This window comes from Allobosea sp. GW821-FHT10B12 (genome assembly GCF_059415545.1).
Map to the genome: position 1 here is coordinate 487,934 of NZ_JBWKNL010000003.1, position 23,179 is coordinate 511,112.

The following is a 23,179-nucleotide window of genomic DNA, read 5'->3' on the forward strand; positions in this document are numbered from 1 at the left end:
GGAGCCTAGTGATGAAATATTGTCTCGTCGTCGACGACTCCGCGGTTATCCGCAAGGTCGCCCGCCGCATCCTCGAAGGGCTGCAGTTCCGTATCGCCGAGGCCGAGGATGGCGCGCGCGCCATCGACGCCTGCAAGGGCGAAATGCCGGATGCGATCCTGCTCGACTGGAACATGCCGATCATGGACGGCTATGATTTCCTGCGGAACCTCCGGCAGATGCCGGGCGGCAAACGGCCCAAGGTCGTGTTCTGCACCACCGAGAACGACATCGCCCATATCGCGCGCGCGATGCATGCCGGCGCCGACGAATACATCATGAAGCCGTTCGACAAGGAGATCGTGGCCTCGAAGTTCCATCAAGTCGGCCTGCTCTGAAGTCGCGCGGCATGCAACGCTCCCGCTTCCCGACAGCGCAGTCGCGATGATCTCCGTGCCAAGCATCACCGATCCGATCGGCGCACGTCCGAGCACGGTCGTGATCGCCGACGATTCCGTCGTGGTGCGGGGATTGTTCGCACGCTGGCTCGGCGAGAGCGGTCGCTTCCATGTCGTCGGTGTCGCCGGGGATGGCGAAGCCGCCATAGAGCATGCCGGTCGCCACCATCCCGATATCATGGTGCTCGATCTCGACATGCCTGTGCTCGACGGTGTCGAGGCGCTGCCGCGGATCGTCCGGGAGAGCCCGAAGACGGCGGTATTGCTGACAACCACGCTCACCGAGCGCAATGCGAAGCTCGCCATGCAATGCATGAGCATGGGTGCCGTCGATGTGCTGCCCAAGCCGGACAGTCGCAGCGGTCTGACCTTGTCGCTCGATTTCCGCAGCGAGTTGCTCGGCAAGCTCGGGAGCATCGCGCAATCCCGCCGCAGTGGCGGCCCCCTCGCCGAGAGCACCCAGAGCATCGCGCCGCAAAACGGCATCGTCGACCTGCGCCCGCTGGTGTCCGTGATGCCGCGCTATCTCGTCATCGGCGCCTCGACCGGTGGTCCGCGCGCTGTCGCGAGGGTACTGGGCGATCTCGGCGAAGCCGTCGCGAACCTGACCACGCTGGTCGTCCAGCATATGCCGCCGCTCTTCACCGCCTCCTTCGCCGACCAGATCGCCGCTCAGCTCGGAGTGCCCGCACGCGAGCCCCATGATGGCGAGCGGCTGACGCGCGGCGTGATCTATGTCGCTCCCGGTGGGCGTCATCTCGGCATCGAGCGCAAACTCGGACACATCGTTGCCAGTGTCACCGACGGCCCACCGGTGCATTTCTGCCGTCCGGCGGTCGATGTGTTGTTTGGCGAAGCCGCGCGCCATCTCGGTCCCGCCTCGCTCGGCCTGATCATGACCGGCATGGGCAGCGACGGAACCGACGGAGCCATCGCCTTGCGCCGCGCCGGCGCCGCCGTGATCGCGCAGGACGAGGCCTCCAGCACCGTCTGGGGCATGCCGGGCTCGGTCATGCGCGCCGGGCAAGCCAGCGCGGTCCTGCCGCTTACCGGCATCGGTCCTGCCATCCGCGCTCTCGTCGGCGGGAGGCAGCCCGCATGACGGAGTTCGACTTCGACTTCCTGCGCGTGCTCCTGCAACGCCGCTCCGGCCTCTCCCTCAGCACGGAGAAGCGCTATCTCGTCGAAAGCCGGCTCGGCATGCTCTGCCGACGGCGCGGCATCGCGGGCATCCCGGCGCTGGTGACGCTGCTGCGCACCAGCCCCGCCTCGGAGCTGGAGGCCGCCGTCATCGAGGCGATGACGACCAACGAGACCCTGTTCTTCCGCGACCGCACGCCATTCGATCTGTTTCGCAACGTCATCCTTCCGGAAAAGCTCGTCGCGAATGCCGAGAGCCGGACGCTGCGCATCTGGTGCGCGGCGGTTTCGACCGGCCAGGAAGCCTATTCGCTCGCCATGCTGCTCGACGAGGCCGTCGACCGCTTCGCCGGCTGGACGATCGAGATTCTCGGAACCGACATCTCCGCCGACGTCCTCGATCGGGCGCGCCAGGGGCTCTACAGCCAATTCGAGGTGCAGCGCGGCCTGCCGATCCAGCTCCTGCTCAAGCATTTTCGGCAGGAAGGCGACAAATGGCGCCTTTCGGAGCGGATCCGCGACATGGTCACGCTCCAGCAGCACAACCTGCTCGAATCGAACCATCAATTCGGCCAGTTCGACATCATCTTCTGCCGCAACGTGCTGATCTATTTCGATGTTCCGACCAAGGCGCGGGTGATGGCGGCGCTCGCCGAGCGGCTGGCCAGGAATGGCGCTTTCATCCTTGGCGCGGCCGAGACGGTCATCGGCATCACGACCACGCTGGTACCGGATCCAAAGCACCGCGGCATCTATCGGGACGCATCATCGACCACCCAGGTGCGGCGAGCGGGCCCCTTCGGAGCGCTGGAGCGCAACAACAGCCCCCTCCCCCCGCTCAAGACAGCCAGAACCTGACAGAAGCACAAGGCGGCCTTCCCGCTGCCCTTGCCAAGCCGCGCAAACAAAAACCCCGCCTCTCGGCGGGGTCCCCGTTCACCTGTCGTGTACATCCGACGATCAGGCGATCTAACTGGTAGGCGTCGATGATGACGCCGCTATGACGTGGGTCAGGCTGGAATGCGCTCTTCGGCCTCGCTGGGTTCGCGCAGCACGTAGCCGCGGCCCCAGACCGTCTCGATGTAGTTCTTGCCGTCGGAGGCGTTGGCGAGCTTCTTGCGCAGCTTGCAGATGAAGACGTCGATGATCTTCAGCTCGGGCTCGTCCATGCCGCCATAAAGGTGGTTCAGGAACATTTCCTTGGTCAGCGTCGTGCCCTTGCGCAGCGAGAGCAGCTCCAGCATCTGGTATTCCTTGCCGGTCAGATGCACGCGCTGGGCATCGACCTCGACGGTCTTGGTGTCGAGGTTGACGACGAGGTCGCCGGTCGTGATCACCGACTGGGCATGGCCCTTCGAGCGGCGCACGATGGCGTGGATGCGGGCGACGAGCTCGTCCTTGTGGAACGGCTTGGTCAGGTAGTCGTCGGCGCCGAAGCCGAGGCCCTTCACCTTGTCCTCGATGCCGGCGAGGCCGGAGAGAATCAGGATCGGCGTCTTGACCTTGGCGACGCGCAGGGAGCGCAGCACCTCGTAGCCCGACATGTCCGGCAGGTTCAGGTCGAGCAGGATGATGTCGTAGTCGTAGAGCTTGCCGAGATCGACGCCCTCTTCGCCCAGATCGGTCGTGTAGACGTTGAAGCTCTCGGACTTGAGCATCAGCTCGATGCTTTGAGCGGTCGCGCTATCGTCTTCGATCAGCAGAACCCGCATGTCACGTCCCCAATTTCGCCCCGAGGCCAGCGATCCCGTTGAACCACCCAAGACCCTCGTAGTCCTGGGGACGAACGCTTGCCCGATGAAACGCCACGCGACACGCTACGGGGAAATGGTTAACAAACCCTGATTCCCGGGCGCAAGCGCTTCTTGGCAAAAGGTTGACGATCCTTGTCGAGGTGAGTCGAATTTGACACGGATCGTGTGAGCTTCGGCCGCGAAAGCACCTTTCGCGTAAGCTCGCGTCGAGGAAACAGGCGTAATATCGCCCAGCTCTCCGGCGCAGCTTCGAAACGCAGTGTTAATCACTCCGCTTAATGGAAGGTAAACGGCAGGGATCATGAGCAGCGCTTCGCCTGGCCAGGACCGGTTATCCACACTCGCCACGATGATCGGCGAGCTCGAGGCGACCTCCGTCTATGGTCGCGTCACGGCCGTACGCGGCCTGCTGGTCGAAGTCTCCGGGCCGATCGCGGCGATGAGCCTCGGCGGACGCGTCGGCATCGAAATCGCTCCCGGTGTCCGCGTCCCCTGCGAGGTCATCGGCTTCTCCGGCGAAAAGGCGCTGGTCATGCCCTATGGCGGGCTCGATGGCGTGCGCCGCGGCTGCCCGGCCTATGTCGACCGCGCCGTGGCGGGCCTGCGCCCGACCATGGCCTGGCTCGGCCGCGTCGTCGATGCGCTCGGCCGGCCGGTCGATGGCGGCCCGCCGCTGCCGCAGGGCGAACGCACCATCCCCTTCCGCAACGACCCACCGCCGGCCCATGCGAGACGGCGCGTCGGCCCGCCGCTCGATCTCGGCGTGCGCGCGCTCAACACTTTCCTGACCTGCTGCCTCGGCCAGCGCATGGGCATCTTCGCCGGCTCCGGCGTCGGCAAATCCGTGCTTTTGTCGATGCTGGCGCGCTATGCGCGGGCCGACGTCAATATCATCGGCCTGGTCGGCGAGCGCGGCCGCGAGGTCCAGGAGTTCCTGCAGGACGATCTCGGACCGGACGGCCTCGCCCGCTCGATCGTCGTCGTCGCGACCTCGGACGAGCCGGCGCTGATGCGCAAGCAGGCGGCGCTGACGACGCTGACCCTCGCCGAGTTCTTCCGCGACCAGGGCCTGCAGGTGATGTGCCTGATGGATTCGGTCACCCGCTTCGCCATGGCGATGCGCGAGATCGGCCTCGCCGCCGGTGAGCCGCCTACGACCAAAGGATATACCCCGACCGTATTCGCCGAGCTGCCGCGCCTGCTCGAACGAGCCGGCCCCGGTACCGGCGACGGTGCGATCACCGGCCTGTTCACCGTGCTGGTCGACGGCGGCGACCATGACGAGCCCGTCGCCGACGCAGTGCGCGGCATCCTCGACGGCCATATCGTCATGGAGCGTTCCATCGCCGAGCGCGGCCGCTATCCGGCGGTCAACATCCTTAAATCGGTATCGCGGACCATGCCACGCTCCTGCGACCCGCTCTATTATCCCGTCGTGCAGAAAGCCCGCGCCACGCTCGCGACCTATGCCGACATGGAAGAACTGATTCGGCTCGGCGCCTATCGCCAGGGCGCCTCCGCCGAAGTCGACGAGGCGATCCGGCTCAATCCCGAGCTCGAAGCCTTCCTGAAGCAGGCCAAGGACGAGGCGACCGGCCTCGCCGACGGTTATTCCCGGCTCGCCCGGATCATGGGGATGTGATTCGCGTCACAGCCGGCCGACATGGTCCAGCAGTGCCGTCGCCTGCGGCGAAGCCCAATCCGCCTCGCCGAGCATGTAGCCACGCACACCACCGCGCCGGTCGGTGACATAGATCACCGGAAGTCCCTCCGCGGTCGAGATCGGCTGCCGCGCTCCCGATTCGGCAATGGCCTTGCCGGCACGGTCGTAGAAGACCGGCAGCCGCCTGATGCCGAGGCGCCCGAGATATTCTCTGACGTGCGTCAGATCGCGCTCATCCGTGCTGATGGTCACGAGCTCGACCTCGTTCGCCCTGAAGCCCGCGAGCTGCCGCTCGAAGCGTGGCAGAGTGATTCGGCAGACTGGACACCAGGTCGCCCAGAGATAGATGAGGCTGACCTTGCCAGGCACTGGCCGGGCGATGGCGGGCCGGCCGTCGAGCCCTTGCAGGGAAAGCGGTGCCATCGGCTCGACCGGGTCGAGCTCGACGAACTGATAGCGCGCCGTCCGGAACTGCGGCAGGCGCGCTTCGGCAGAGCCTGGCCCCGCGAGCAGTCCCAATGAGGCCTGCAGGGCAAGGCGGCGGGTCAATGAACTAGGTGGCATCTCGTCTTGCGATCACTCTCATCGGAAGGGCGCGTGATAGGTCGGCACGCGCCATGCGCCCACGCACGATCACGTCAGTGACGCTGCCGACCTTGTCGTTTCCGAGACGAGTCAGGTTCGCAGCCGCCGCACCAGCGCGATCATGGCAAGAAGTGCGAAGCTCTGGATCGCTGCCGATACCATGAGCGTGCCGGACGCCCCCAGACGCTCCACCATCAATGCGAACAAGAGGGGCGCCGCAGCGAAGGTCAGATTCTGCGGCACGGTCAGGCGGCCGAGCATCGCGCCGAAGCCGTTGCGGCCGAACAGCGCCAATGGCAGCGTCGCCCGCGCGACGGCGATCACGCCCATCGCGGCGCTGAACAGCATGACGAAGGCGATCGCGAAGGCGCTGGAGCCCGGTGCGACCGCCATCAACAGGCAGGCGGCCGGTCCGAGTGTGAGTCCAGCCAGCGCCACCCGCTCGACCGGGAGACGCTCGCCCGCCACCGCATCGACTGCGCGCGCCACCAGGGTCGCGGGTCCGCTCAGCGAGGCGATCGTCACCGCAGTCGCCCCGCCGATCCCGGCGCCCTGCATCAGGCCGATGATGTGCAGCGGCAATCCCCAGGAAACAAGCCCGCTCGCCGAGAAGCTCAGCGCCAGCAGCCAGAACATTGCCCGCCGCTCGCCGGGCGGCACCCTGCCCTGCTCCTCGGCCGGCATAGCGGCCGGACCGGGGTCGGCCAATGGCTTGGCGCGATAGGCCGGGATCGCGAGATGGATCGGCAGCACGATCACGAGCTGGATCGCGGCGAAGACGAAAAGGCAGGCGCGCCAGCCATAATCGGCGCTGAGCCAGGCGGTCAGAGGCCAGAACACGCTGGAGGCAAGACCGGTCACCAGCATCATCAGCCCGATGACGCGGCGGGTGCGCTCGCCCATCAATTGCGCCACCGTGACATTGCCGGTGTTGGCGAGCTGCATCGCATGACCGATGCCGATCACGAACCAGGTCGCAAGATAGCTGATCGGCCCCTGTGCCAATGCCAGCAGCGCGAGCCCCAGCGCCGAGATCACCGCGCCCAGCGCCATTGCATGGCGCGTGCCGCGCCGGTCGAGATGGCGCCCGAGCATGGGCGAGATCACCGCCCCGATCACCAGCAGGATGGTGATGCCGCCGAAGACGACTGTCGGACTGAGCTCGATATCGCGTTCGAAATAGCCGGCCAGAACCGAGGGCGAATAATAGATCGAGCCCCAGCCGATGATCCGCGTCAGGGCGAGTCCGGCCAGCAGCAAACTATATTCGGGGAGGCGGTGCGAGGCGGGCAAGGACGTGTCCGGCACGCCGGCACGCGCGCCCCTTGTTTTGATTCGCCTTACATTAGCGGGAGCCGCTCTCTGCCGGCAGAGCCCGCCACGCACCCTCTACATGCATCGAAAGCGAGCGATCCTGGTAAGGAACGATCAACCTCCTTGCGCCATTGTGCTTTTCGTCTCGCGGAGGTGTTCCGGCGACGAGCCGAGGGGTCGGCTCATCGCCAGAGCCGGGTCCGATCGGGTTGGTCCAACCCGATCGGTGAATCCGTCTCTGAACTAAAGTTGGAGACCGTTCTACCGGTCGGCTTGCAATGCAAGCAGAGCGGAACGGGCTCCGGGCGTAATCAGGAGTTGGGCACGACATGAAGTCGCGAGAGACCCTTTTGCGTCTCAAACGCTTCCAGGTGGACGAGAAGCGCCGCCGGGTAAGCCAGATTGAGATGATGATCGCGGAATTCAACCGGATGGCTGGAGACCTCGATCGCGAGATCCAGAACGAAGAGACGCGCGCCGGCATTTCCGATCCGGCCCACTTCGCCTACCCGACCTATGCCAAGGCGGCGCTCGGCCGTCGCGACAATCTGCGCCAGTCCGCCGACAACCTGCAGGGCCAGCTCGACGAGGCCAAGGGTGAGCTGCAGGAGGCCTTCGAGGACATGAAGAAGGTCGAGATCCTCGACGATCGCGAGCGCGCCTCCGAGCGTGCCGCCGAGGCGGCCCGCGACCAGGCGATGATGGACTCGATCGGCCTGCGCACGCGCGCCTGACGACAGTCGCCTATTCGATCACCGGACAATGCGGGACGGCGCTGCGCGGCATCGCCCCGCCGAGGCGCGGATCGTCGACCACTTCGATCCCGCGCTTGAATGCCGAAAAGCCCGAACGCTGGTAGAACTCGACCGCACCCTGGTGGTCGAGGGTGCAGGTATGCACCCAGAAGCGCCCGATCGGCCGCGCCCAGGCGCGCTCGAGCGCGCGGTTCATCAGCCAGCGCCCCGCCCCCTTGCCGACCACGCTCTCGTCCAGGCCGAAAAAGGTGAGCTCGCCCTCACCCGGCTCCCTGAAATCGAGTTCGAGCAGGCCGACATCGCGCCCTTCGAAACGAACCGCGAAGAACTCGACCGCGGGGTCAGCGAGGATCGCCTGCAGCTCCTCGACCGGCTTGACCAGCCGGCTGAACCACATCCAGCGCTCGCCGAGCAGGCGATAGACGGCAAGATAGCGCGCAACGTCCTCGCGCCCGATCTCTTCCAGCGAGAAGCCCTCGACGCCTGGCGGATCGTGCCGCCGTGTCGGGGCCGAGACCATTTCGAGCGAGGTCACGACCGCGGCGATCTTGCCGGCTGGCAGGTCGGTGGTGCCGTTCAGGCTGATGGCGAAGGTCTCGGACATGGGCTCAAGCGAGGCTGGTGGCGTGGAGCGGCCGCATCGATGCGACCGCACCCTCATCTGCTACCGCCTGGCACCGATTCCGTCGAGGAGGGTCGCGACCGCGAGCCCGGCGATCTGCTCGCTGCTGGCCCCGCTGGCGCGGCTCCATTCCGGTACGCGGTTCAGCCCGCCGAGGAAATACGGCACCAGCAGCCGTAGATCGTGGCCGCCCGCGGCCTCCCCGCTGGCGACGCCACCGGCGAACAGGTCGTGCCAGAGCTGGGCGTATTTCTCGCGCATCTTGCGGCTGCGCCGTTTGATGGCTGGCGGCAAGTGCTCGTAGACATGCATGTACTTCTGGTCCTTGCCGACCAGGCTGGCGACATGCATCTCCACCGCCGCCGAAAGCCGCTGCGCGAAGGGCGCTTCCTTCGGGAGATCGCGGATCGTCCCTGCGACACGCGCATAAAGTGTCTCGATACCCTGATTCAGGATCTCTTCGACGATCTCATCCTTCGACTTGAAGTGATAATACAGGCTCCCTGCCTTCATATCGACCAGCGCCGCCACAGCGCGCATCGTGCAGGCATCGTAGCCCTCGCGCACGATGATTTCTGCCGCGGCATCGAGAATCTCGGTCCGCATCGGCTTTGGCCTTGCTGTCTCCACCGCACCGGCCCCGCCTGGCCGTCTTCCGTTCCGCACTCTCATCCTGGATCCGCCCGTCCCCGGCATCCGTGACGATCCGCCCCCTCCGAATCGACCATGCGCCCATCCGGAAGCGCATGATCGACGTCACTACTTTCCCTTGTGCAATGGATCAAGGCGACAACCTTGCCGCTCAAGCTGAAACTCCATAGTCATCGCGCGAATATTAAACCAAACGATAGTTTGGATTGACTTGATCCGAGCATTTCAGCCAGTTTCGAGCCTGCTGAAATCACCTAGATCTGCTTGCTGTTACCGGATGTACCTGCGCATAGCGGGCCGTCTTCGCAGCAGCGGACGCGGCGCTGGCCGACTGGCCAAGACGTCCCGATCTCTCAGCGCTCACCGGGTGTGCCTTTTCGCTCGTGCTTGCTGGCGGCGAGGCCTTCTGGGTCATCGGACTCATAGGGAGCGTGCGGTCCGGTCGGGTGAGCGGAGCGCGGATTTGGCCCTGCGCGCCGCTGTTCATGCGCGCCGGACTGGCCAGGGCGTGGCGCGGTAGCAAAAGCGGCAGGCGTATCGGTCAGACGGTTGTTGTGCTTGTTCGGCATGAGGCAGTCCTCCCTTTCAGGTGAACCGCCTCGCGCCAGCAGAGTTCCGATATGCCGGTTATGCCACCGCGCTGGCATCAGCGTGGAGCGAGAAGCCGCTGCCCCCCGGCTCTCCCAATTCCGGGCGAAGTGTCATCGCCGGGATCAGATAGTCGCCGAAATTCTGGCGGCGGTAGGGAATCGGCGTGGTGGTCGCCAGCGTCCGCATCCGCTCGCGCAGCTGCTCGGCGGCCCGCTCGAAATCCGCCTCCTTGAATCGGTCGACCCGGTAGACGACGTGAGGCGGCAGCACCTCGTAGCCGGGGTAATAGAGGATGCCGTGATTGATCGGAAAGAGCAGATCGTCGATCGGTCCGTTGATACCGCGGGAGGAATAGTGCTCCTCCCAGCCGCCGGCCGTGACGATCAGCATGGCGCGCTTTCCAGCCAGCGTGCCCTCGCCGAAGCGGTTGCCCCAGCGCTTGTCGCTGTGTTCGCCGACCCCGTAGGCGAAACCATAGGCAAAGACCCGGTCGACCCAGCCCTTGAGGATCGCCGGCATCGTGTACCACCACAGCGGAAACTGCAGGATCAGCGTGTCGGCCCAGAGCAGCTTCTCGATCTCGGCCTTGACGTCGTCGGTCAGTGTCCCCTCGTTGAACGCCTGCTTCGAGGCGCCGCCGGCAGCGAAGCGCTCGCCTTCCGGCCAGCTCGGGAAATCGGCGCGGTCGACTTCGGACTTCCAGCCCTCGGCATAGAGGTCGCTGACGCGGACCTCATGCCCCTGGGCCTCCAGTTCAGCGACGGCGACATCGCGCAGAGCACCGTTAAGCGAACGACGTTCGGGATGGGCGAAAACGAGCAGGACCTTCATGGCGGAGCCTTTCCGAGAGGATGAGGCTCTCCAGCTAGGCGCCGCGCGAGCTCTACACTACAACGGCGCAATGAATATGATTGTGCCGATTTATGGATAGATCAGACATCACCCTGGAGCGGATGCGCAGCTTCGTCCGCGTCGCCGAGCGCGGCAGCCTGTCGGCGGTGGCGCGCGAGCTCGGCCTCGGCCAATCGAGCGTGACGCGGCATCTCAACGAATTGGAAGAGGCGCTCGGCATCGCCCTGCTCAGCCGCACCACCCGTCGCGTGACCCTGACCGAGGAAGGCAGCCGCTATTACCAGAACTGCCTCGCCATCCTGCGCCTGGTCGAACAGGCCAGCGACGAGGCCCGCAACACGCGCGACGCCCCTGCCGGCACGGTCCGCCTCTCCTGCACCGCCTCGTTCGGCGTCCTGCACGTCACCCGCTTGATCTTCGCCTTCCAGGACCGGCACCCCGGGATCGACGTCGACATCAGCCTCAGCGACGAGCGCATCGACCTCGTCCGCGACGGCGTCGACATCGCCATTCGCCTCGCTCCGCTCACTGACAGCAACATGAAGCTGAGGTCGCTCGGCCGCTCGCACCGCCTGTTCGTCGCCGCACCGGACTATCTGGCCCGACACGGAACACCGACCTCGCCGGATGATCTCGCCAGGCATCAGGGTATCCGCATGACGAACGTCGCAGGCAGCGCGATGCTCGCCCTCAAGGGCGCTGGCGGCGAGCACTATGCCGTTCCCTTCGACGGGCGACTGCGGGTCGATCACGGGCTCGCCGTGCGCGAGGCACTGCTCGCCGGCCGCGGCATCGCGCCCACCCATCGCTGGCTCGTCGACGATCTGCTGGCGTCCGGCCAGCTGGAGCCGATCCTGATCGACTACACTTTGCCGAGCGTGCCGCTCAGCATGCTGATCGTGCCGGAGCGGGCATCCGTCGCCCGCGTGCGCCTGCTGATCGATTTCCTGGCGGCCGAGATCGCGACACTCCCCGGCATGGCGCAGACCTGATCGTTCCGCTCAGCGCAGCAGCGACTGGCCGGTCATCTCGGTCGGCTGCGCCAGCCCGAGCAGCGCGAGCAGGGTCGGTGAGACATCGGCGAGGCGCCCCTCGGCCAAGTCCTTGGCTTGCCCGCCGATCAGCATCACCGGCACCGGGAAGGTGGTGTGCGCGGTATGCGGATTGCCGGTGACGGGATCGACCATCAATTCGGCATTGCCATGATCGGCGGTGACCAGCAGTGCCCCGCCCTTGGCGATGATCGCGTCGGCGATCTTGCCGAGGCTCGCATCGATCGTCTCGACCGCCTTGATCGCCGCTGACAGCACGCCGGTATGGCCGACCATGTCGGGATTGGCGAAGTTGAGCACGAAGAGGTCGTATTGCCCGCTCTCGATCGCAGCGACGACCTTGCCGGTGAGCTCAGGCGCCGACATCTCCGGCTGGAGATCATAGGTCGCGACCTTCGGCGAGGGCGTCATGCTGCGCTCCTCGCCTTCGAACGGCTCCTCACGCCCGCCATTGAAGAAATAGGTGACGTGCGGGTACTTCTCGGTCTCGGCGAAGCGGATCTGCCTGAGGCCCGCCTTCGAGACGGTCTCGCCGAGGCCGTTGGCGAGGCTCTGCGGGGCGAACAGCGCCGGCATGATCGGGTCGAGCTCGGAGCTGTAGGAGGTCATCCCGACCGCGCCGACGAGTTTTGGCATGCGCGGACGCGAAAAACCGCTGAACGCGGCGAAGAGCAGCGGCGCCAGGATCTCGCGGATACGATCGGCGCGAAAGTTGAAGCTAAGCAGGCCGTCGCCATCGGCCATGCCATGATAGTTGCCGATCACCGCCGGCTTGATGAACTCGTCGCTGACATTGGCGGCGTACGCCGCCTCGATCGCGGAAGCGGCGGTCGGCATCCGCTCACCCTCGCCGAGCGCCAGCGCCTTCCAGGCGAGCTCGACGCGCTCCCAGCGATTGTCGCGATCCATCGCATAGTAGCGGCCACTCACCGTCGCGACCTTCACCTCATGCGGCAGCGCCACTTCGAGCGCCGCGACATACTCGGCCGCCGAGCGCGGCGGGGTATCGCGGCCATCGGTGAAGACATGGATGACGGCCGGCACGCCGGCGGCCACGACGAGCTTCGCCAGCGCCACCGCATGATCCTGATGGGCATGGACGCCGCCAGGCGAGACCAGGCCGAGGATGTGGCAAGTGCCGCCGCTGGCCTTGAGCCGGTCGATCAGCCCGCTTTCATCGAGGGCCTGCTTCAGCGTGCCGTCGGCAGCCGCCTGGTTGATGCGCGGCAGGTCCTGCATCACGACGCGGCCGGCGCCCAAATTGAGATGGCCGACCTCGGAATTGCCCATCTGGCCCTCGGGCAGGCCGACATCGAGCCCGGAGGTGCGCAGGAAGGCATGCGGGCAGGAAGCCCAGAAGCGGTCGAAATTCGGCGTCTTCGCCAGCAGGACGGCGTTGTTGTCCTTGTCGTCGCGCCAGCCCCAGCCATCGAGGATCATCAGCATGACGGGGCGGCTGGACATGCGCGTATCCTGTGCGTCTGCGAACAAGTGCTTGTGCGGATATCACGCTCCGCGCGGCCAAGGCGAGCGCTAAGAATAGCGCCGCAGCCCGCTCGGGCGCTCCCGGGAGAACGCAGCCATGCCGATCAAGGCCGTCGTCTTCGATGCCTATGGAACCCTGTTCGACGTGCAGTCGGTCGCCGGCGTCACCGATGCCGCCTTCCCCGGCCATGGCGAGACGATCACCCAGATCTGGCGATTGAAACAGCTCGAATATACCTGGCTGCGCGCCCTGATGGGCCGCTACGAGGATTTCTGGAGCGTAACGCAGGCCTCGCTCGATTTCACGCTGAAGACCCTTGGTCTGGAAGCCACGCCCGATCTCCTCGCCCGCATCGCCGCCGCCTATGATGCGCTCGCGCTCTATCCGGAAGCATTGGCGGCGCTGCAGGGCCTTGCCCCGACGCGCCTCGCGATCTTCTCCAATGGCAGCCCGGCCATGCTGACCAATCTCACCAGGCAAGCCGGCATCGACGCGTTGCTGGAGACCGTGATCAGCGTCGACGAGATCAGGACCTACAAGCCCGATCCGCGCGGCTATCGCCTCGTCGAGGATCGGCTCGGCCTGACGCGCGACGAGATCCTGTTCGTCTCCTCCAACGGCTTCGACATCGCCGGCGCCAAGGCCTACGGCATGACGGTGGCGCACATCGAGCGTGTAACCTCGCAGGCCCTGCGCGACGAACTCTCGGGCGCGGCGGTAATCGGCCCCAAGAGCCTGTTCAAGGCGCTGCGCATGCAGGAGGAGCAGCTCGGCGCAGGCGCCGATCTAACCATCTCGGCCCTGACTGAGCTCGTCCCTTACGTCGCCGCGCGCCGCTGAGCCTTTGCCTCCAGGAGACCAACGATGATCCGCTTCTACTACCACCCCTCGCCCAACCCGGCGAAGATCGCGCTCTTCCTGGAGGAGGCGGGCCTGCCCTATGAGATGGTGCCGGTCGACACCCGCAAGGGCGACCAGTTCAAGCCGGACTTCCTCGCCATCAACCCAAACGGCAAGACCCCGGCCCTGACCGATGGCGATGTCAGGATCTTCGACAGCAACGCCATCCTGCTCTACCTCGCCGAGAAGACCGGCCAGTTCCTGCCACCGGACACGCCCGAGATGCGCGGCCAGATGCTGTCCTGGCTGATGTTCGTCGCCACCGGCATCGGCCCCTATACCGGCCAGTCCGTGCATTTCTCGCGCTTCGCACCGGAGAAGGTGCCCTATGCGATCAACCGCTACGCCCGCGAGGCCGAGCGACAATGGGGCCTGCTCGACGATCAGCTCGGCAAGCACCGCTACATGCTCGGCGACGACTACACGCTGATCGACATGGCGGTCTGGGGCTGGGCGACACGGGCGCAGTTCGCGCTCGGCGACGAAGCCTTCGCCAGGCTCACGAACGTCCGGCGCCATCTCGATGAGATCTCGGCCCGGCCGGCGGCGCAGCGCGCCGTCGCACTCAAGGACACATTCACCTGGAAGACCGAGGTCGACGAGGAGGCGCGGAAGATCCTGTTTCCGCAGAACGCGTTTTTGAAGGGCTGACCGCACCCGTCATTCTCGGGCGAAGCGAAGCGCAGACCCGAGAATCTCCTGACCGGAAGGCGCGAGGCCGGAGCCTCTTCCGGCCTGAGATGCTCGGCTCAAGCCCGAGCATGACGCCTGTGCAATCACACCACCGCGGTCAAGCCGCCATCAACCATCAAGAGATGGCCGCTGACATAGTCGGAGGCTTCCGAGGACAGGAAGATCGCCGCGCCCGCCAATTCCTTGGTCTCACCCCAGCGGCCGACCGGGGCGCGGCTCTTGACCCAGTTCGAGAAGGTCTCGTCGGCGAGCAGGGCCTGGTTCAATTCGGTGACGAAATAGCCGGGACCGATCGCATTGACCTGAATGTTGTGCTTGCCGAGCTCGGCCGCGAGCCCTTGCGTCATCAAGCTGACCGCGCCCTTCGAGGCCGTGTAGGGCACGATGCTCGGCCGGCCGAGCTTGCTCATCACCGAGCCGATATTGACGATCTTGCCACGACCGCGCGGGGCCATGCGCTTGGCGACCGCCTGGGTGACGTAGAACACCGAGTGCAGGTTCGTCGCCATGAGGAAGTGCCAGTCCTCGGCCGGGAAATCGACAAAGGCGCCGCGCTTCTGCGTACCGGCATTGTTGATCAGGATGTCGATCGGCCCGATCTCGGCCTCGACCTTGGCGACGCCCGCCTCGACCGCTTTCTGGTCGGTGACATCGAAGGCGGCGACCGAGGCCTTGTGGCCGGCGCCAGCAATGGCGCTGCGCGCCTTCTCCAGCTTGCCGGCATCGCGCCCGTTCAGCACGACATGGGCACCCGCAGCGGCAAGACCTTCGGCGATGGCAAGGCCGATGCCCTGGCCGGAGCCAGTGACCAGGGCGATGCGCCCGTCGAGCTTGAACAGATTGAGCGACATCCTATCCTCCCGGTCAGCGGCTGATCTTGCGGCTTGGCAGCGCGTCCCGGCTTCGGTAAGCGGTTTAAAACGATTAGACAATGCCGCGGTAGCATGGCTGCCGCTCACGGGAGACTACCATGCGCGCCGTCGTCATCCACGCTGAGAAGGACCTGCGCGTCGAGGACGCCGCGGTGCCGGAGCTCGGCCCGCTCGACGTCAAGGTCGCGATCAAGGCTGGCGGCATCTGCGGCTCCGACCTGCATTATTACCTCCATGGCGGCTTCGGCACGATCCGCGTGCGCGAGCCGCTGATCCTCGGCCACGAGATCGCCGGCGTCGTCGAGGCGGTCGGCAGCGAGGTCTCGCGCGTGAAGCCGGGCGATCTCGTCGCGGTCAATCCGAGCCGGGCCTGCGGGCACTGCCGCTATTGCCAGTCCGGCCAGCAACAGCACTGCCTGGACATGCTGTTCTACGGCAGCGCCATGCGCTTCCCCCATGTCCAGGGTGGCTTCCGCGAAATCCTGGTGATCGAGGAGCGCCAGGCGGTGAAGCTGCCGGCCCATGTCGGCGCCGCGCAGGCGGCCTTCGCCGAGCCGCTCGCCGTCTGCCTGCATGCGGTCAAGCGCGCCGGCGCGCTGCTGGGCAAGCGCGTCCTCGTCACCGGTTCCGGGCCGATCGGCGTGCTGACCGTGGTCGCGGCCCGCGCCGCCGGTGCCAGCGAGATCGTCGTCACCGACGTCGTCGATGGCCCGCTGCCGACCGCCCTCAAGATGGGTGCGACGACCGCGATCAACGTCATGGCCGGACCGGAGCGGCTGAAGGCCGATTATGGCGCTGAGAAGGGCGCCTTCGATGTGATGTTCGAATGCTCCGGCAACCAGCATGCGCTGACCGGCGCCTTCGACGCGCTGCGCCCGGGCGCGGTCATCGTCCAGATCGGCGTCGGCGGCAATTTCACCATTCCGATGAACGTCGTCGTCGCCAAGGAATTCGACCTGCGCGGCTCGTTCCGCTTCCATGAGGAGTTCGACTGGGCGGTCGAATTGATCGCGTCCGGCCGGATCGACCTCTCGCCGCTGCTCACCGCCTCGATCCCGATCGAGCGCGCGGTCGAGGCCTTCGACCTCGCGGCCGACAAGTCGAAGGCGATGAAGGTGCAGCTGACGTTCGGCTGAGGAACCGCGTCATGCTCGGGCTTGACCCGCGGCTGTCCGGTTCGTTCCGGGCGTCGCGCCGGAAAGCTCGATGATCGAGACCTTTCAGATGCGTGATGCCGGGCAGGACATGCGCGGGAGCCCTCTCCCGGAACGGGGGAGGGTTGGGAGGGGGCATTCGCGCTGACACTGGTTCGATGTTGCGCTAAGCCCCCTCTCCATCTCTCCCCCGTTCCGGGAGAGAGGGCCTGTCTCGGTTCTCCAGCCCCGAGAGTAGAGAGTTTCCGGAGGCGCCTTCAGACCACCCGCCGCAGCGCCGTGCCGGATTGCGGCTCGTCGATCGCGACGCCGTCGCGGCCATTGCGCTTGACCTGATAGAGCGCGGCGTCAGCGCGCGCAGCAGCATCGGTCAGGCTGTCCTCGGGCCGCGCCATGGCTGCGCCCAGGCTCGCGGTCATCGGCACGGCGCGCCCGTCGCTGAGCGCGACCGGGGCCTCGCGCAGCAGCGCCCCGACCTTGCCCGCGATCGTCGCGAGCGTCTCCGCCGTACAATCGCTGATCAGCAGGATGAACTCGTCGCCGCCCCAGCGGGCGCAGGCATCGTAGCTGCGTAAGGCCGAGCGCATCTGGCGTACGCAGGCGATCAGCACCTCATCTCCGGCATGATGGCCATAGTCGTCATTGATGAGCTTGAAGCGGTCGAGGTCGACGATGACGAGCCCGCAGGCCTTGCCGTTGCGCTGCGCCCGATTCTGTTCGCGCACGAACGCCTCCTCGAAGCCGCGGCGGTTCAGCACAGAGGTCAGCGGGTCGTGCAGTGCCAGCTCTTCGAGCTTCTGCGTACGCTCGCGCACCATCGCCTCGAGCCGCTCGGTATTGTCGCCGACGGTCTGGGCCATCTCGTTGAAGGCGCGCGACAGCCGGGCGATCTCGTCATTGCCGTCTTCGCTGGCGACGGCGGTGAAGTCACCGGCTCGGACCCTGGTGACGCCCTGCTCGACCCGCGCCAGCCGGTCGAGCACCTTGCGCTTGAACAGGAAGGTCATCAGCCCGGCGACGGCCATCAGGATCGCCACCATCAAGCCGGCGATCGGCGCGAACAGCTTGCGGTCGATGATGGCGTCGACATCCATCACCGTGACGTTGAACCAGCCGAGCCGGTCGAGGAAACCGACGCCGACCAGCACCTCATGCCCGTCCATCTGCATGAAACGCGAGAGCACCAGCGCCTCGCCCTTGGCGACACGCTGCATCATGTCGGCGAGCGACTTGCGGTCGCCCTCCTCGTCGAGCAGGCGGAAGATCGTCTTCTTCGTCGCCGCGTCCTTGGTCAGGCTGTGGAAGTCGACGACACGCGGGTCGCGATGCGCCTGCACCGCGCCCTGCAGGTCGACGAACATGCTCTGCACGCCGGTCTGCGGGAACTCGACGACCTCCTTGATGAACTGGGTCAGGTCGACGCCGGTGCCGATCAGGCCGAGGACCTTGCCGTCCTTCTGGATGATGCAGTTGATCCAGACCTTGGTGACCGCGAGCACCTCGTCACGATTGACGTTGAGATGGCAGCCTTTGCCGAGCGCGCGGGTCTTGAAATACCAAATGTCCTGGGGAGCACTCGGCGAGACCGCATAGCGCAGCCGGTTGTTCTCGTAGGTATTGTCCTTGTCGTTGAAATAGTAGTGGCCGCTCTTGTCGACGACGGCGAAATAGCTGCGGTCGGTGAAGGAAAGCCGGTAGTGCTCGAGCTCTGCGAGGCCGCGTTTAGCCTTCTCGGGATCGGTCTCGTCCTGCGCCCACTCGACGATCACCGGCGCACGCGCCACCGTCTCGGCCAGCGAGACCTCGCGCATCAGCGCTTCCAGCCCGCGATAGCGATCGAACAGGATCTGCTTCTCGGCGAAGAGCGTGCCGAGTTTCACCACCGTGCCGTTGACCATCCAGAGGAAGATGCCGGAGGCCGGCACCGCGATCGCGACCAACGTCGCCAGGACGAGCACGAGCACGCGCGCCTTCAGGCCCGAATTGGTCCAGGCGGTCAGCAAACCCATCTCGTCGGCGTCTCCCGCGCCCTCCGACATGTTCGGAAGCGCACGGGAGCATGGTGACCGCGATATGGTTTACACTTCGTTGACGAATGTGGCGCCCGCCCTCCCCGACAGGAGACGCTAGAACAGCCCCTCGATCTGGCCGTGCGCGTCGATGTAGATGCGCTCGGCCGCCGGCTGCCGCGGCAGGCCGGGCATGGTCATGATATCCCCGCAGATCGCGACGACGAAGCCCGCACCTGCCGAGAGCCGGAGCTCGCGCACCGGCACCGTGTGGCCCGAGGGCGCACCGCGCAAGGTCGGATCGGCCGAGAAGGAATACTGCGTCTTCGCCACGCAGACCGGCAGGTTGCCATAGCCGGCCGCTTCGAGCTCGGCGAAGCGGGCCGTGACCTTGGCGTCCATCGAGATCCCGGCGGCGCCATAAATCTCGTGCGCGATCCTCTCGAGCTTCTGGCGCAGCGGCATCGCGTCGGGGTAGAGCGGCGCGAAATCCGCTTCGCCGCTGTCGGTCAGCGCCGCGACCTTGCCCGCGAGCTCGGCGGTGCCGGCTCCTCCTTCAGCCCAATGCCGGCAGATCACCGCCTCGACGCCGAGATGATTGCGGCAATAGTGCTGGATCAGCGCATGCTCGGCCGGCGTGTCGCTGGTGAAATGGTTGATCGCGACGATCGCCGGCACGCCGAACTTTCTGATGTTCTCGACATGGCGGGCGAGGTTCGACAGGCCCGCCTCCAGCGCCTTGAGGTTCTCGGTGCCGAGCCTGTCGCGAGCGACGCCGCCATGCATCTTCAGCGCCCGAACGGTCGCCACCACCACGGCGACGTCAGGCTTCAGGCCGGCCTTGCGGCACTTGATGTCGAAGAACTTCTCGGCCCCGAGATCGGCGCCGAAACCGGCCTCGGTCACGACATAATCGGCGAGCTTCAGCGCGGCGCGCGTCGCGATCACCGAATTGCAGCCATGGGCGATGTTGGCGAAGGGCCCTCCATGGACGAAGGCGGGCGTGCCCTCCAGCGTCTGCACCAGGTTCGGCATCAGAGCATCGCGCAGCAGCACCGTCATCGCGCCCTGGGCGTTGAGCTCGGCCGCCGTGACCGGGCGCTTGCTGCGGGTGCGGCCGATGACGATGCGCCCGAGCCGCTCTTCCAGGTCGGCGAGATCGGTCGCGAGGCAGAAGATCGCCATCACCTCGGAGGCGACGGTGATGTCGAAGCCGTCCTCGCGCGGGAAGCCGTTCATCGCCCCGCCGAGCGAGGAAACGATCGAGCGCAGCGCCCGGTCGTTCATGTCGACCACCCGCCGCCAGGCGACATGGCGCTCGTCGAGATCGAGCCCGTTGCCCCAATAGACATGGTTGTCGAGCATCGCCGCCAGCAGATTATGGGCGCTGGTGATGGCGTGGAAATCGCCGGTGAAGTGCAGGTTGATCTGCTCCATCGGCACGACCTGGGCGTAGCCGCCACCGGCCGCCCCACCCTTCTGGCCGAAGCAGGGGCCGAGCGAGGGCTCGCGCAGCGCGATCATGGTGCGCTTGCCGAGGCGCTGGAGCCCGTCACCGAGGCCGACCGTCGTCGTGGTCTTGCCCTCGCCGGCCGGCGTCGGGCTGATCGCAGTGACGAGGATGAGCTTGCCGTCCGGCTTCTCGGCGAAATCGGGAATCGCGCAGGTGTCGACCTTGGCGATGTATTTGCCATAGGGGTGCAGCGCTGCGTCGGGGATGCCGGCTTCCTCGGCAACGACGCCGATGGCTTTCAGCTCCGCCGCGCGGGCGATCTCGATATCGGTCGACATTCCGTCCCCTCACCGTCTCGTCGAACGGAACGCCTGTGCCGGCCGATTCCTCGCGGCGGACTCATGCCAAAAAGCGCCCGCAATCGCCAGCGCGCGGGAACATGGGCGCAATGTGCCCACAGGAGACTTAGGCCGGTCCTTAGGGGCCATCACAGTTCGGCGAGGCAGCGCCTTTGCCCGAAATCGGACATCACTCGCATGGCAAGAATGGCGATGTCGCAAGGGGGAAGCCATGTCAGGTGCTCCAAGCCGGCGTGACCTGCTCGCAAGCCTCTCGGCCGCGGGCTTCGCAAGCCTCACCCTCCCGGCCGAGGCGTTCGCACAGGGCACCGAATTGCCAGCGACGCCGGCCTGCGAGGGACACGCGGCCGCGACCCCGCGCCAGACCGAAGGCCCGTTCTTCACGCCCTCCTCGCCGCAGCGCGCCGATCTGCGAGGTGACGGCAGCGGCACACTGCTGGTGCTGAGTGGCTTCGTGCTGACCCGGCAATGCCGGCCGGTCCCCGGCGCATTGCTCGACTTCTGGCACGCTGATACGTCCGGTCAGTACGACAATCGCGGCTTCCGCTTTCGCGGCCACCTCTTCGCCGATCAGCAGGGGCGCTACCAGTTCATCACTCGCGCACCGGGGCTCTATACCGGCCGCACCCGTCACCTCCATGTGAAGGTGCGGGCGGGCGGCCAGAGCCCGGTGCTCACCACCCAGCTCTATTTCCCCGACGAGCCCGGCAATCGCCGCGACGGCCTGTTCGACCAGAAGCTGCTGATGGCTCTCCGCTCGGCCGAAGGCGGGCAGCTCGGCCGCTTCGATTTCGTGCTGGCGGGATAGGCGCTACGGCCGCGCCTGCGGATCGGGATGGCCGTCGATCCGCATCTGGAACAGGAAATAGGTCGGCGAGCAGAAGCCGTAATCCTTCACCGTCGTGGTCGCACCCGGCACGTCGTCCGGGATAGCCTGGCACATATAGTCCTCGCGGCAGAAGCTGGTGGCGCTGCAGGTGCCGCGATTGCCGCGCGTCACCGCCTTCGACAGGCACTCGTCGAAACGGTTGGTCGCGACGCAATCGTCGAAGGCCTTGCCGCCGGCGAGCCCGCAGATCTCGTCCGGCACCTTGCCATTGGCGAAGCCCGCGAAGGTCCGGTCGCCCGGCGTGCACTGGCGATAGGCCATTCCGGCGGGAACGCCGATCTTGGCCGGCCGGCAATTGAAGGCGGTCTGCGAGAAGCCCGGAGAAAAGGCGCCGAACTGCCCGGTCTTGCGATAGCGGTCGAGATAGGGCTTGCCTGCGGCAGTGGTGATCGCTCCGGTCAGGCAGGGCTGGCCGGAGAAGTTGCGGGCCTCGTCGAGCCTGACGCATTGGCCGAACTCGATCCCGACAGCCTTGCTCTCGACCAGTGGCTTGCAGACCGAGCCTCCTGCGCAGCCCCAACCTTCTCCGAACGCTTTCGCGCTCTCGCCGGTCAGGCAGGGCATGGTCAGCGCGGCCGGCCGATAGGCGAAGCTCCGACCCGCCTGCCAGGTCGCCGGCGGCGCGAAGGACGGCGGGCGATAGCGCTCCGGCTCGGCGCCATCGGCGACGGCTGCGACATAGGCCGCGCGGCGGAAGCCTTCGGCGTAGACATGCGGGGAGATGCCGGTCTTGATCCGGTTCAGCGCCGAGGTCGAGCCGTCGTCGAGCCCGAACATGTGGAAGCCGGCGGTGGCGCCGGCCTGATGGCAACCCATGCAGGAGCCGTTGTCGAGCCGCTCCAGCAGCGCCTTCTCGTTGCGGACAAGGCGGGTCGCGCCGAAATCGAGCCCCGTCAGCGCGCTCGCCGGCACGGCTTCGGTGAAGGGGTGGTTGGCCAGCCGGGCGCTGCCGAAGGTCGAATAGGAAATCGCCTTCGTCGTCAGGAAACGCTCGGGCAGCTGATAGACGCCCCGGTCGATCGCCGGGAAATTGGTCCTGACATAGTCGATCAGCTCCTGCCGGAGCGCTGTATCGGACTTCAGCCGCGCCACGTCCGGCGTGTTCTCCAGTGGCTTCGGCTTGAGCGTAAGGCCTGCTTCGCCTTTCGACGCCGCGAAGACGCGCTGCAGATAGGCCGCCTGTCCGCCGAACGCGGTCTCCATGCCGGACGGGAAGCGCACGAGCTGGGCGTTGAGCTCGACCTGCTTGAGGCTGATCCGCTCCTTCGAAAGCGGCCCGCTGGCGAGCTGCCGCGCCAGCGCGGCCGGGTCACCGCCGGGCGCAATCGACCAGGCCTGCGCGGCCTCGCGGCAGGAGCCGCCCTCGCCTGCCTTGACGCTGAAGACCGCGTTGAGCGTGAACGGCAGGCGCGAGGCGAGCCGGCGCTTGAGCTTGGCATCGTCGAAGGCATAGGCGAGCCGATAGATCAGGCGCACCTCGCCACAACCCGTTTCACCTAGGAACGCCGCGAAATCCTGCCGGTCGAGCCGGTTGACGATCGCCGTCAGCTGGAAGCGCGCGATCGGAGAGCGCAGCCAGCGCAGGTCGATGACCCGGCCGACATTGCCGTCGGTGACCTCGTAGAGCCTGCGGCCATTGGCCTGCATTTCGGCGCGCAACCCGGTGACGTCCTCGCCGATTTGGTCAGCGATGGCGCGAAAGGCGGCACTGCCTTTCGCAAGCTCAATCGTGCTGTCGGCACGCCCGCCGCCGAGGACGTCGGGGAGCGCATAGCCCGTCGCTTCGAGGCGCCGCAGCGTGGCGACATCCTGGACATCGAGCAGCGGTTCGGCCGCGCCGGCGGGCAGGCTCGCGACAGCACAGAGCAGCATGGCCAGACCAAGCCTGCGCCGACCAGCCCCCCGCATGGTGTCCATCTCCAGTCCATTCGCGCCGCATCGCGCAAGG

Annotated in this window: 21 protein-coding genes; 10 read left to right on the top strand and 11 right to left on the bottom strand. The window is 66.4% G+C overall.

Annotated features, from left to right (window positions below; all coding sequences use genetic code 11):
- Positions 1 to 11 precede the first annotated feature (11 nt).
- The 3 genes from AC07O0_RS12270 to AC07O0_RS12280 are packed head-to-tail and all read left to right on the top strand — an operon-like array spanning position 12 to position 2,435.
- Positions 12 to 377 carry a response regulator gene (locus AC07O0_RS12270; protein WP_057190702.1) on the top strand — a complete coding sequence of 122 codons (366 nt, stop codon included), beginning with the start codon at positions 12 to 14 and terminating at the stop codon, positions 375 to 377.
- 46 nt (positions 378 to 423) lie between these two features.
- Positions 424 to 1,539: a chemotaxis-specific protein-glutamate methyltransferase CheB gene (gene cheB, locus AC07O0_RS12275; protein ID WP_494623331.1), complete on the top strand. Its 1,116-nt coding sequence runs from the start codon at positions 424 to 426 to the stop codon at positions 1,537 to 1,539.
- Entirely contained in the window at positions 1,536 to 2,435 is a 900-nt protein-coding gene (locus tag AC07O0_RS12280) for a CheR family methyltransferase (RefSeq protein WP_494623333.1), read from the top strand. The genes cheB and AC07O0_RS12280 overlap by 4 nt, the downstream gene beginning before the upstream one ends.
- Before the next feature lie 152 nt (positions 2,436 to 2,587).
- Here the strand turns inward: AC07O0_RS12280 and ctrA are convergent, their stop codons facing one another.
- Complete coding sequence (gene ctrA / locus AC07O0_RS12285; RefSeq protein ID WP_066470963.1) at positions 2,588 to 3,289, bottom strand: response regulator transcription factor CtrA; 702 nt, start codon at positions 3,287 to 3,289, stop codon at positions 2,588 to 2,590.
- 343 nt (positions 3,290 to 3,632) lie between these two features.
- Between ctrA and fliI the strand changes: the two genes are divergently transcribed.
- On the top strand, positions 3,633 to 4,973 hold the full coding sequence (fliI, locus tag AC07O0_RS12290; RefSeq protein ID WP_454024707.1) for a flagellar protein export ATPase FliI: 1,341 nt from the start codon (positions 3,633 to 3,635) through the stop codon (positions 4,971 to 4,973).
- 6 nt (positions 4,974 to 4,979) lie between these two features.
- On the opposite strand, the gene AC07O0_RS12295 is transcribed toward fliI, so the two are convergent.
- Both AC07O0_RS12295 and AC07O0_RS12300 read right to left on the bottom strand, forming a co-directional pair.
- Positions 4,980 to 5,543, bottom strand: coding sequence for a TlpA disulfide reductase family protein (locus AC07O0_RS12295; RefSeq protein WP_494623336.1), 564 nt, complete (start codon positions 5,541 to 5,543; stop codon positions 4,980 to 4,982).
- A gap of 126 nt (positions 5,544 to 5,669) precedes the next feature.
- Complete coding sequence (locus tag AC07O0_RS12300) at positions 5,670 to 6,872, bottom strand: MFS transporter (protein ID WP_494623338.1); 1,203 nt, start codon at positions 6,870 to 6,872, stop codon at positions 5,670 to 5,672.
- Positions 6,873 to 7,222: 350 nt separating this feature from the next.
- Here AC07O0_RS12300 and fliJ point away from each other — a divergent pair, with 350 nt between their 5' ends.
- Positions 7,223 to 7,627 (top strand): flagellar export protein FliJ, encoded by a 405-nt coding sequence (gene fliJ, locus AC07O0_RS12305; RefSeq protein ID WP_091839090.1) that lies wholly within the window; start codon positions 7,223 to 7,225, stop codon positions 7,625 to 7,627.
- A gap of 10 nt (positions 7,628 to 7,637) precedes the next feature.
- Here the strand turns inward: fliJ and AC07O0_RS12310 are convergent, their stop codons facing one another.
- The 3 genes from AC07O0_RS12310 to AC07O0_RS12320 form a co-directional block, all read right to left on the bottom strand.
- Entirely contained in the window at positions 7,638 to 8,252 is a 615-nt protein-coding gene (locus tag AC07O0_RS12310; protein ID WP_494623340.1) for a GNAT family N-acetyltransferase, read from the bottom strand.
- A gap of 60 nt (positions 8,253 to 8,312) precedes the next feature.
- On the bottom strand, positions 8,313 to 8,876 hold the full coding sequence (locus AC07O0_RS12315) for a TetR/AcrR family transcriptional regulator (protein ID WP_494623342.1): 564 nt from the start codon (positions 8,874 to 8,876) through the stop codon (positions 8,313 to 8,315).
- A 672-nt stretch (positions 8,877 to 9,548) separates the two neighbouring features.
- Positions 9,549 to 10,343 (bottom strand): NAD(P)H-dependent oxidoreductase, encoded by a 795-nt coding sequence (locus AC07O0_RS12320; RefSeq protein ID WP_494623344.1) that lies wholly within the window; start codon positions 10,341 to 10,343, stop codon positions 9,549 to 9,551.
- 92 nt (positions 10,344 to 10,435) lie between these two features.
- On the opposite strand from AC07O0_RS12320, the gene AC07O0_RS12325 reads away from it, so the two are divergent.
- The gene (locus AC07O0_RS12325; RefSeq protein WP_494623346.1) at positions 10,436 to 11,356 is read left to right on the top strand and encodes a LysR family transcriptional regulator; all 921 of its coding nucleotides are present in this window, start codon (positions 10,436 to 10,438) and stop codon (positions 11,354 to 11,356) included.
- Between the two features lie 9 nt (positions 11,357 to 11,365).
- Here AC07O0_RS12325 and gpmI read toward each other — a convergent pair whose 3' ends face one another.
- A complete protein-coding gene (gpmI, locus tag AC07O0_RS12330) occupies positions 11,366 to 12,880 on the bottom strand; it encodes a 2,3-bisphosphoglycerate-independent phosphoglycerate mutase (protein ID WP_494623348.1) in 1,515 nt (504 codons plus the stop codon).
- A 118-nt stretch (positions 12,881 to 12,998) separates the two neighbouring features.
- Here gpmI and AC07O0_RS12335 point away from each other — a divergent pair, with 118 nt between their 5' ends.
- Positions 12,999 to 13,742, top strand: a complete 744-nt coding sequence (locus AC07O0_RS12335; RefSeq protein ID WP_494623350.1) for a haloacid dehalogenase type II — start codon at positions 12,999 to 13,001, stop codon at positions 13,740 to 13,742.
- Positions 13,743 to 13,766: 24 nt separating this feature from the next.
- Positions 13,767 to 14,453 (top strand): glutathione S-transferase family protein, encoded by a 687-nt coding sequence (locus AC07O0_RS12340; RefSeq protein WP_494623351.1) that lies wholly within the window; start codon positions 13,767 to 13,769, stop codon positions 14,451 to 14,453.
- 125 nt (positions 14,454 to 14,578) lie between these two features.
- Here the strand turns inward: AC07O0_RS12340 and AC07O0_RS12345 are convergent, their stop codons facing one another.
- Positions 14,579 to 15,346, bottom strand: a complete 768-nt coding sequence (locus AC07O0_RS12345; protein ID WP_494623352.1) for a glucose 1-dehydrogenase — start codon at positions 15,344 to 15,346, stop codon at positions 14,579 to 14,581.
- A gap of 119 nt (positions 15,347 to 15,465) precedes the next feature.
- Between AC07O0_RS12345 and AC07O0_RS12350 the strand changes: the two genes are divergently transcribed.
- Complete coding sequence (locus AC07O0_RS12350; RefSeq protein ID WP_494623353.1) at positions 15,466 to 16,503, top strand: L-idonate 5-dehydrogenase; 1,038 nt, start codon at positions 15,466 to 15,468, stop codon at positions 16,501 to 16,503.
- 275 nt (positions 16,504 to 16,778) lie between these two features.
- Here AC07O0_RS12350 and AC07O0_RS12355 read toward each other — a convergent pair whose 3' ends face one another.
- Together AC07O0_RS12355 and AC07O0_RS12360 are read right to left on the bottom strand one after the other, a co-directional pair.
- Positions 16,779 to 18,530: a sensor domain-containing diguanylate cyclase gene (locus tag AC07O0_RS12355; RefSeq protein WP_494623354.1), complete on the bottom strand. Its 1,752-nt coding sequence runs from the start codon at positions 18,528 to 18,530 to the stop codon at positions 16,779 to 16,781.
- 117 nt (positions 18,531 to 18,647) lie between these two features.
- Positions 18,648 to 20,321 carry a formate--tetrahydrofolate ligase gene (locus tag AC07O0_RS12360; protein WP_494623355.1) on the bottom strand — a complete coding sequence of 558 codons (1,674 nt, stop codon included), beginning with the start codon at positions 20,319 to 20,321 and terminating at the stop codon, positions 18,648 to 18,650.
- A gap of 232 nt (positions 20,322 to 20,553) precedes the next feature.
- Here AC07O0_RS12360 and AC07O0_RS12365 point away from each other — a divergent pair, with 232 nt between their 5' ends.
- Positions 20,554 to 21,150: a dioxygenase family protein gene (locus tag AC07O0_RS12365; RefSeq protein ID WP_494623356.1), complete on the top strand. Its 597-nt coding sequence runs from the start codon at positions 20,554 to 20,556 to the stop codon at positions 21,148 to 21,150.
- A 3-nt stretch (positions 21,151 to 21,153) separates the two neighbouring features.
- On the opposite strand, the gene AC07O0_RS12370 is transcribed toward AC07O0_RS12365, so the two are convergent.
- Entirely contained in the window at positions 21,154 to 23,139 is a 1,986-nt protein-coding gene (locus AC07O0_RS12370; RefSeq protein WP_494623358.1) for a hypothetical protein, read from the bottom strand.
- Between the last annotated feature and the right edge of the window lie 40 nt (positions 23,140 to 23,179).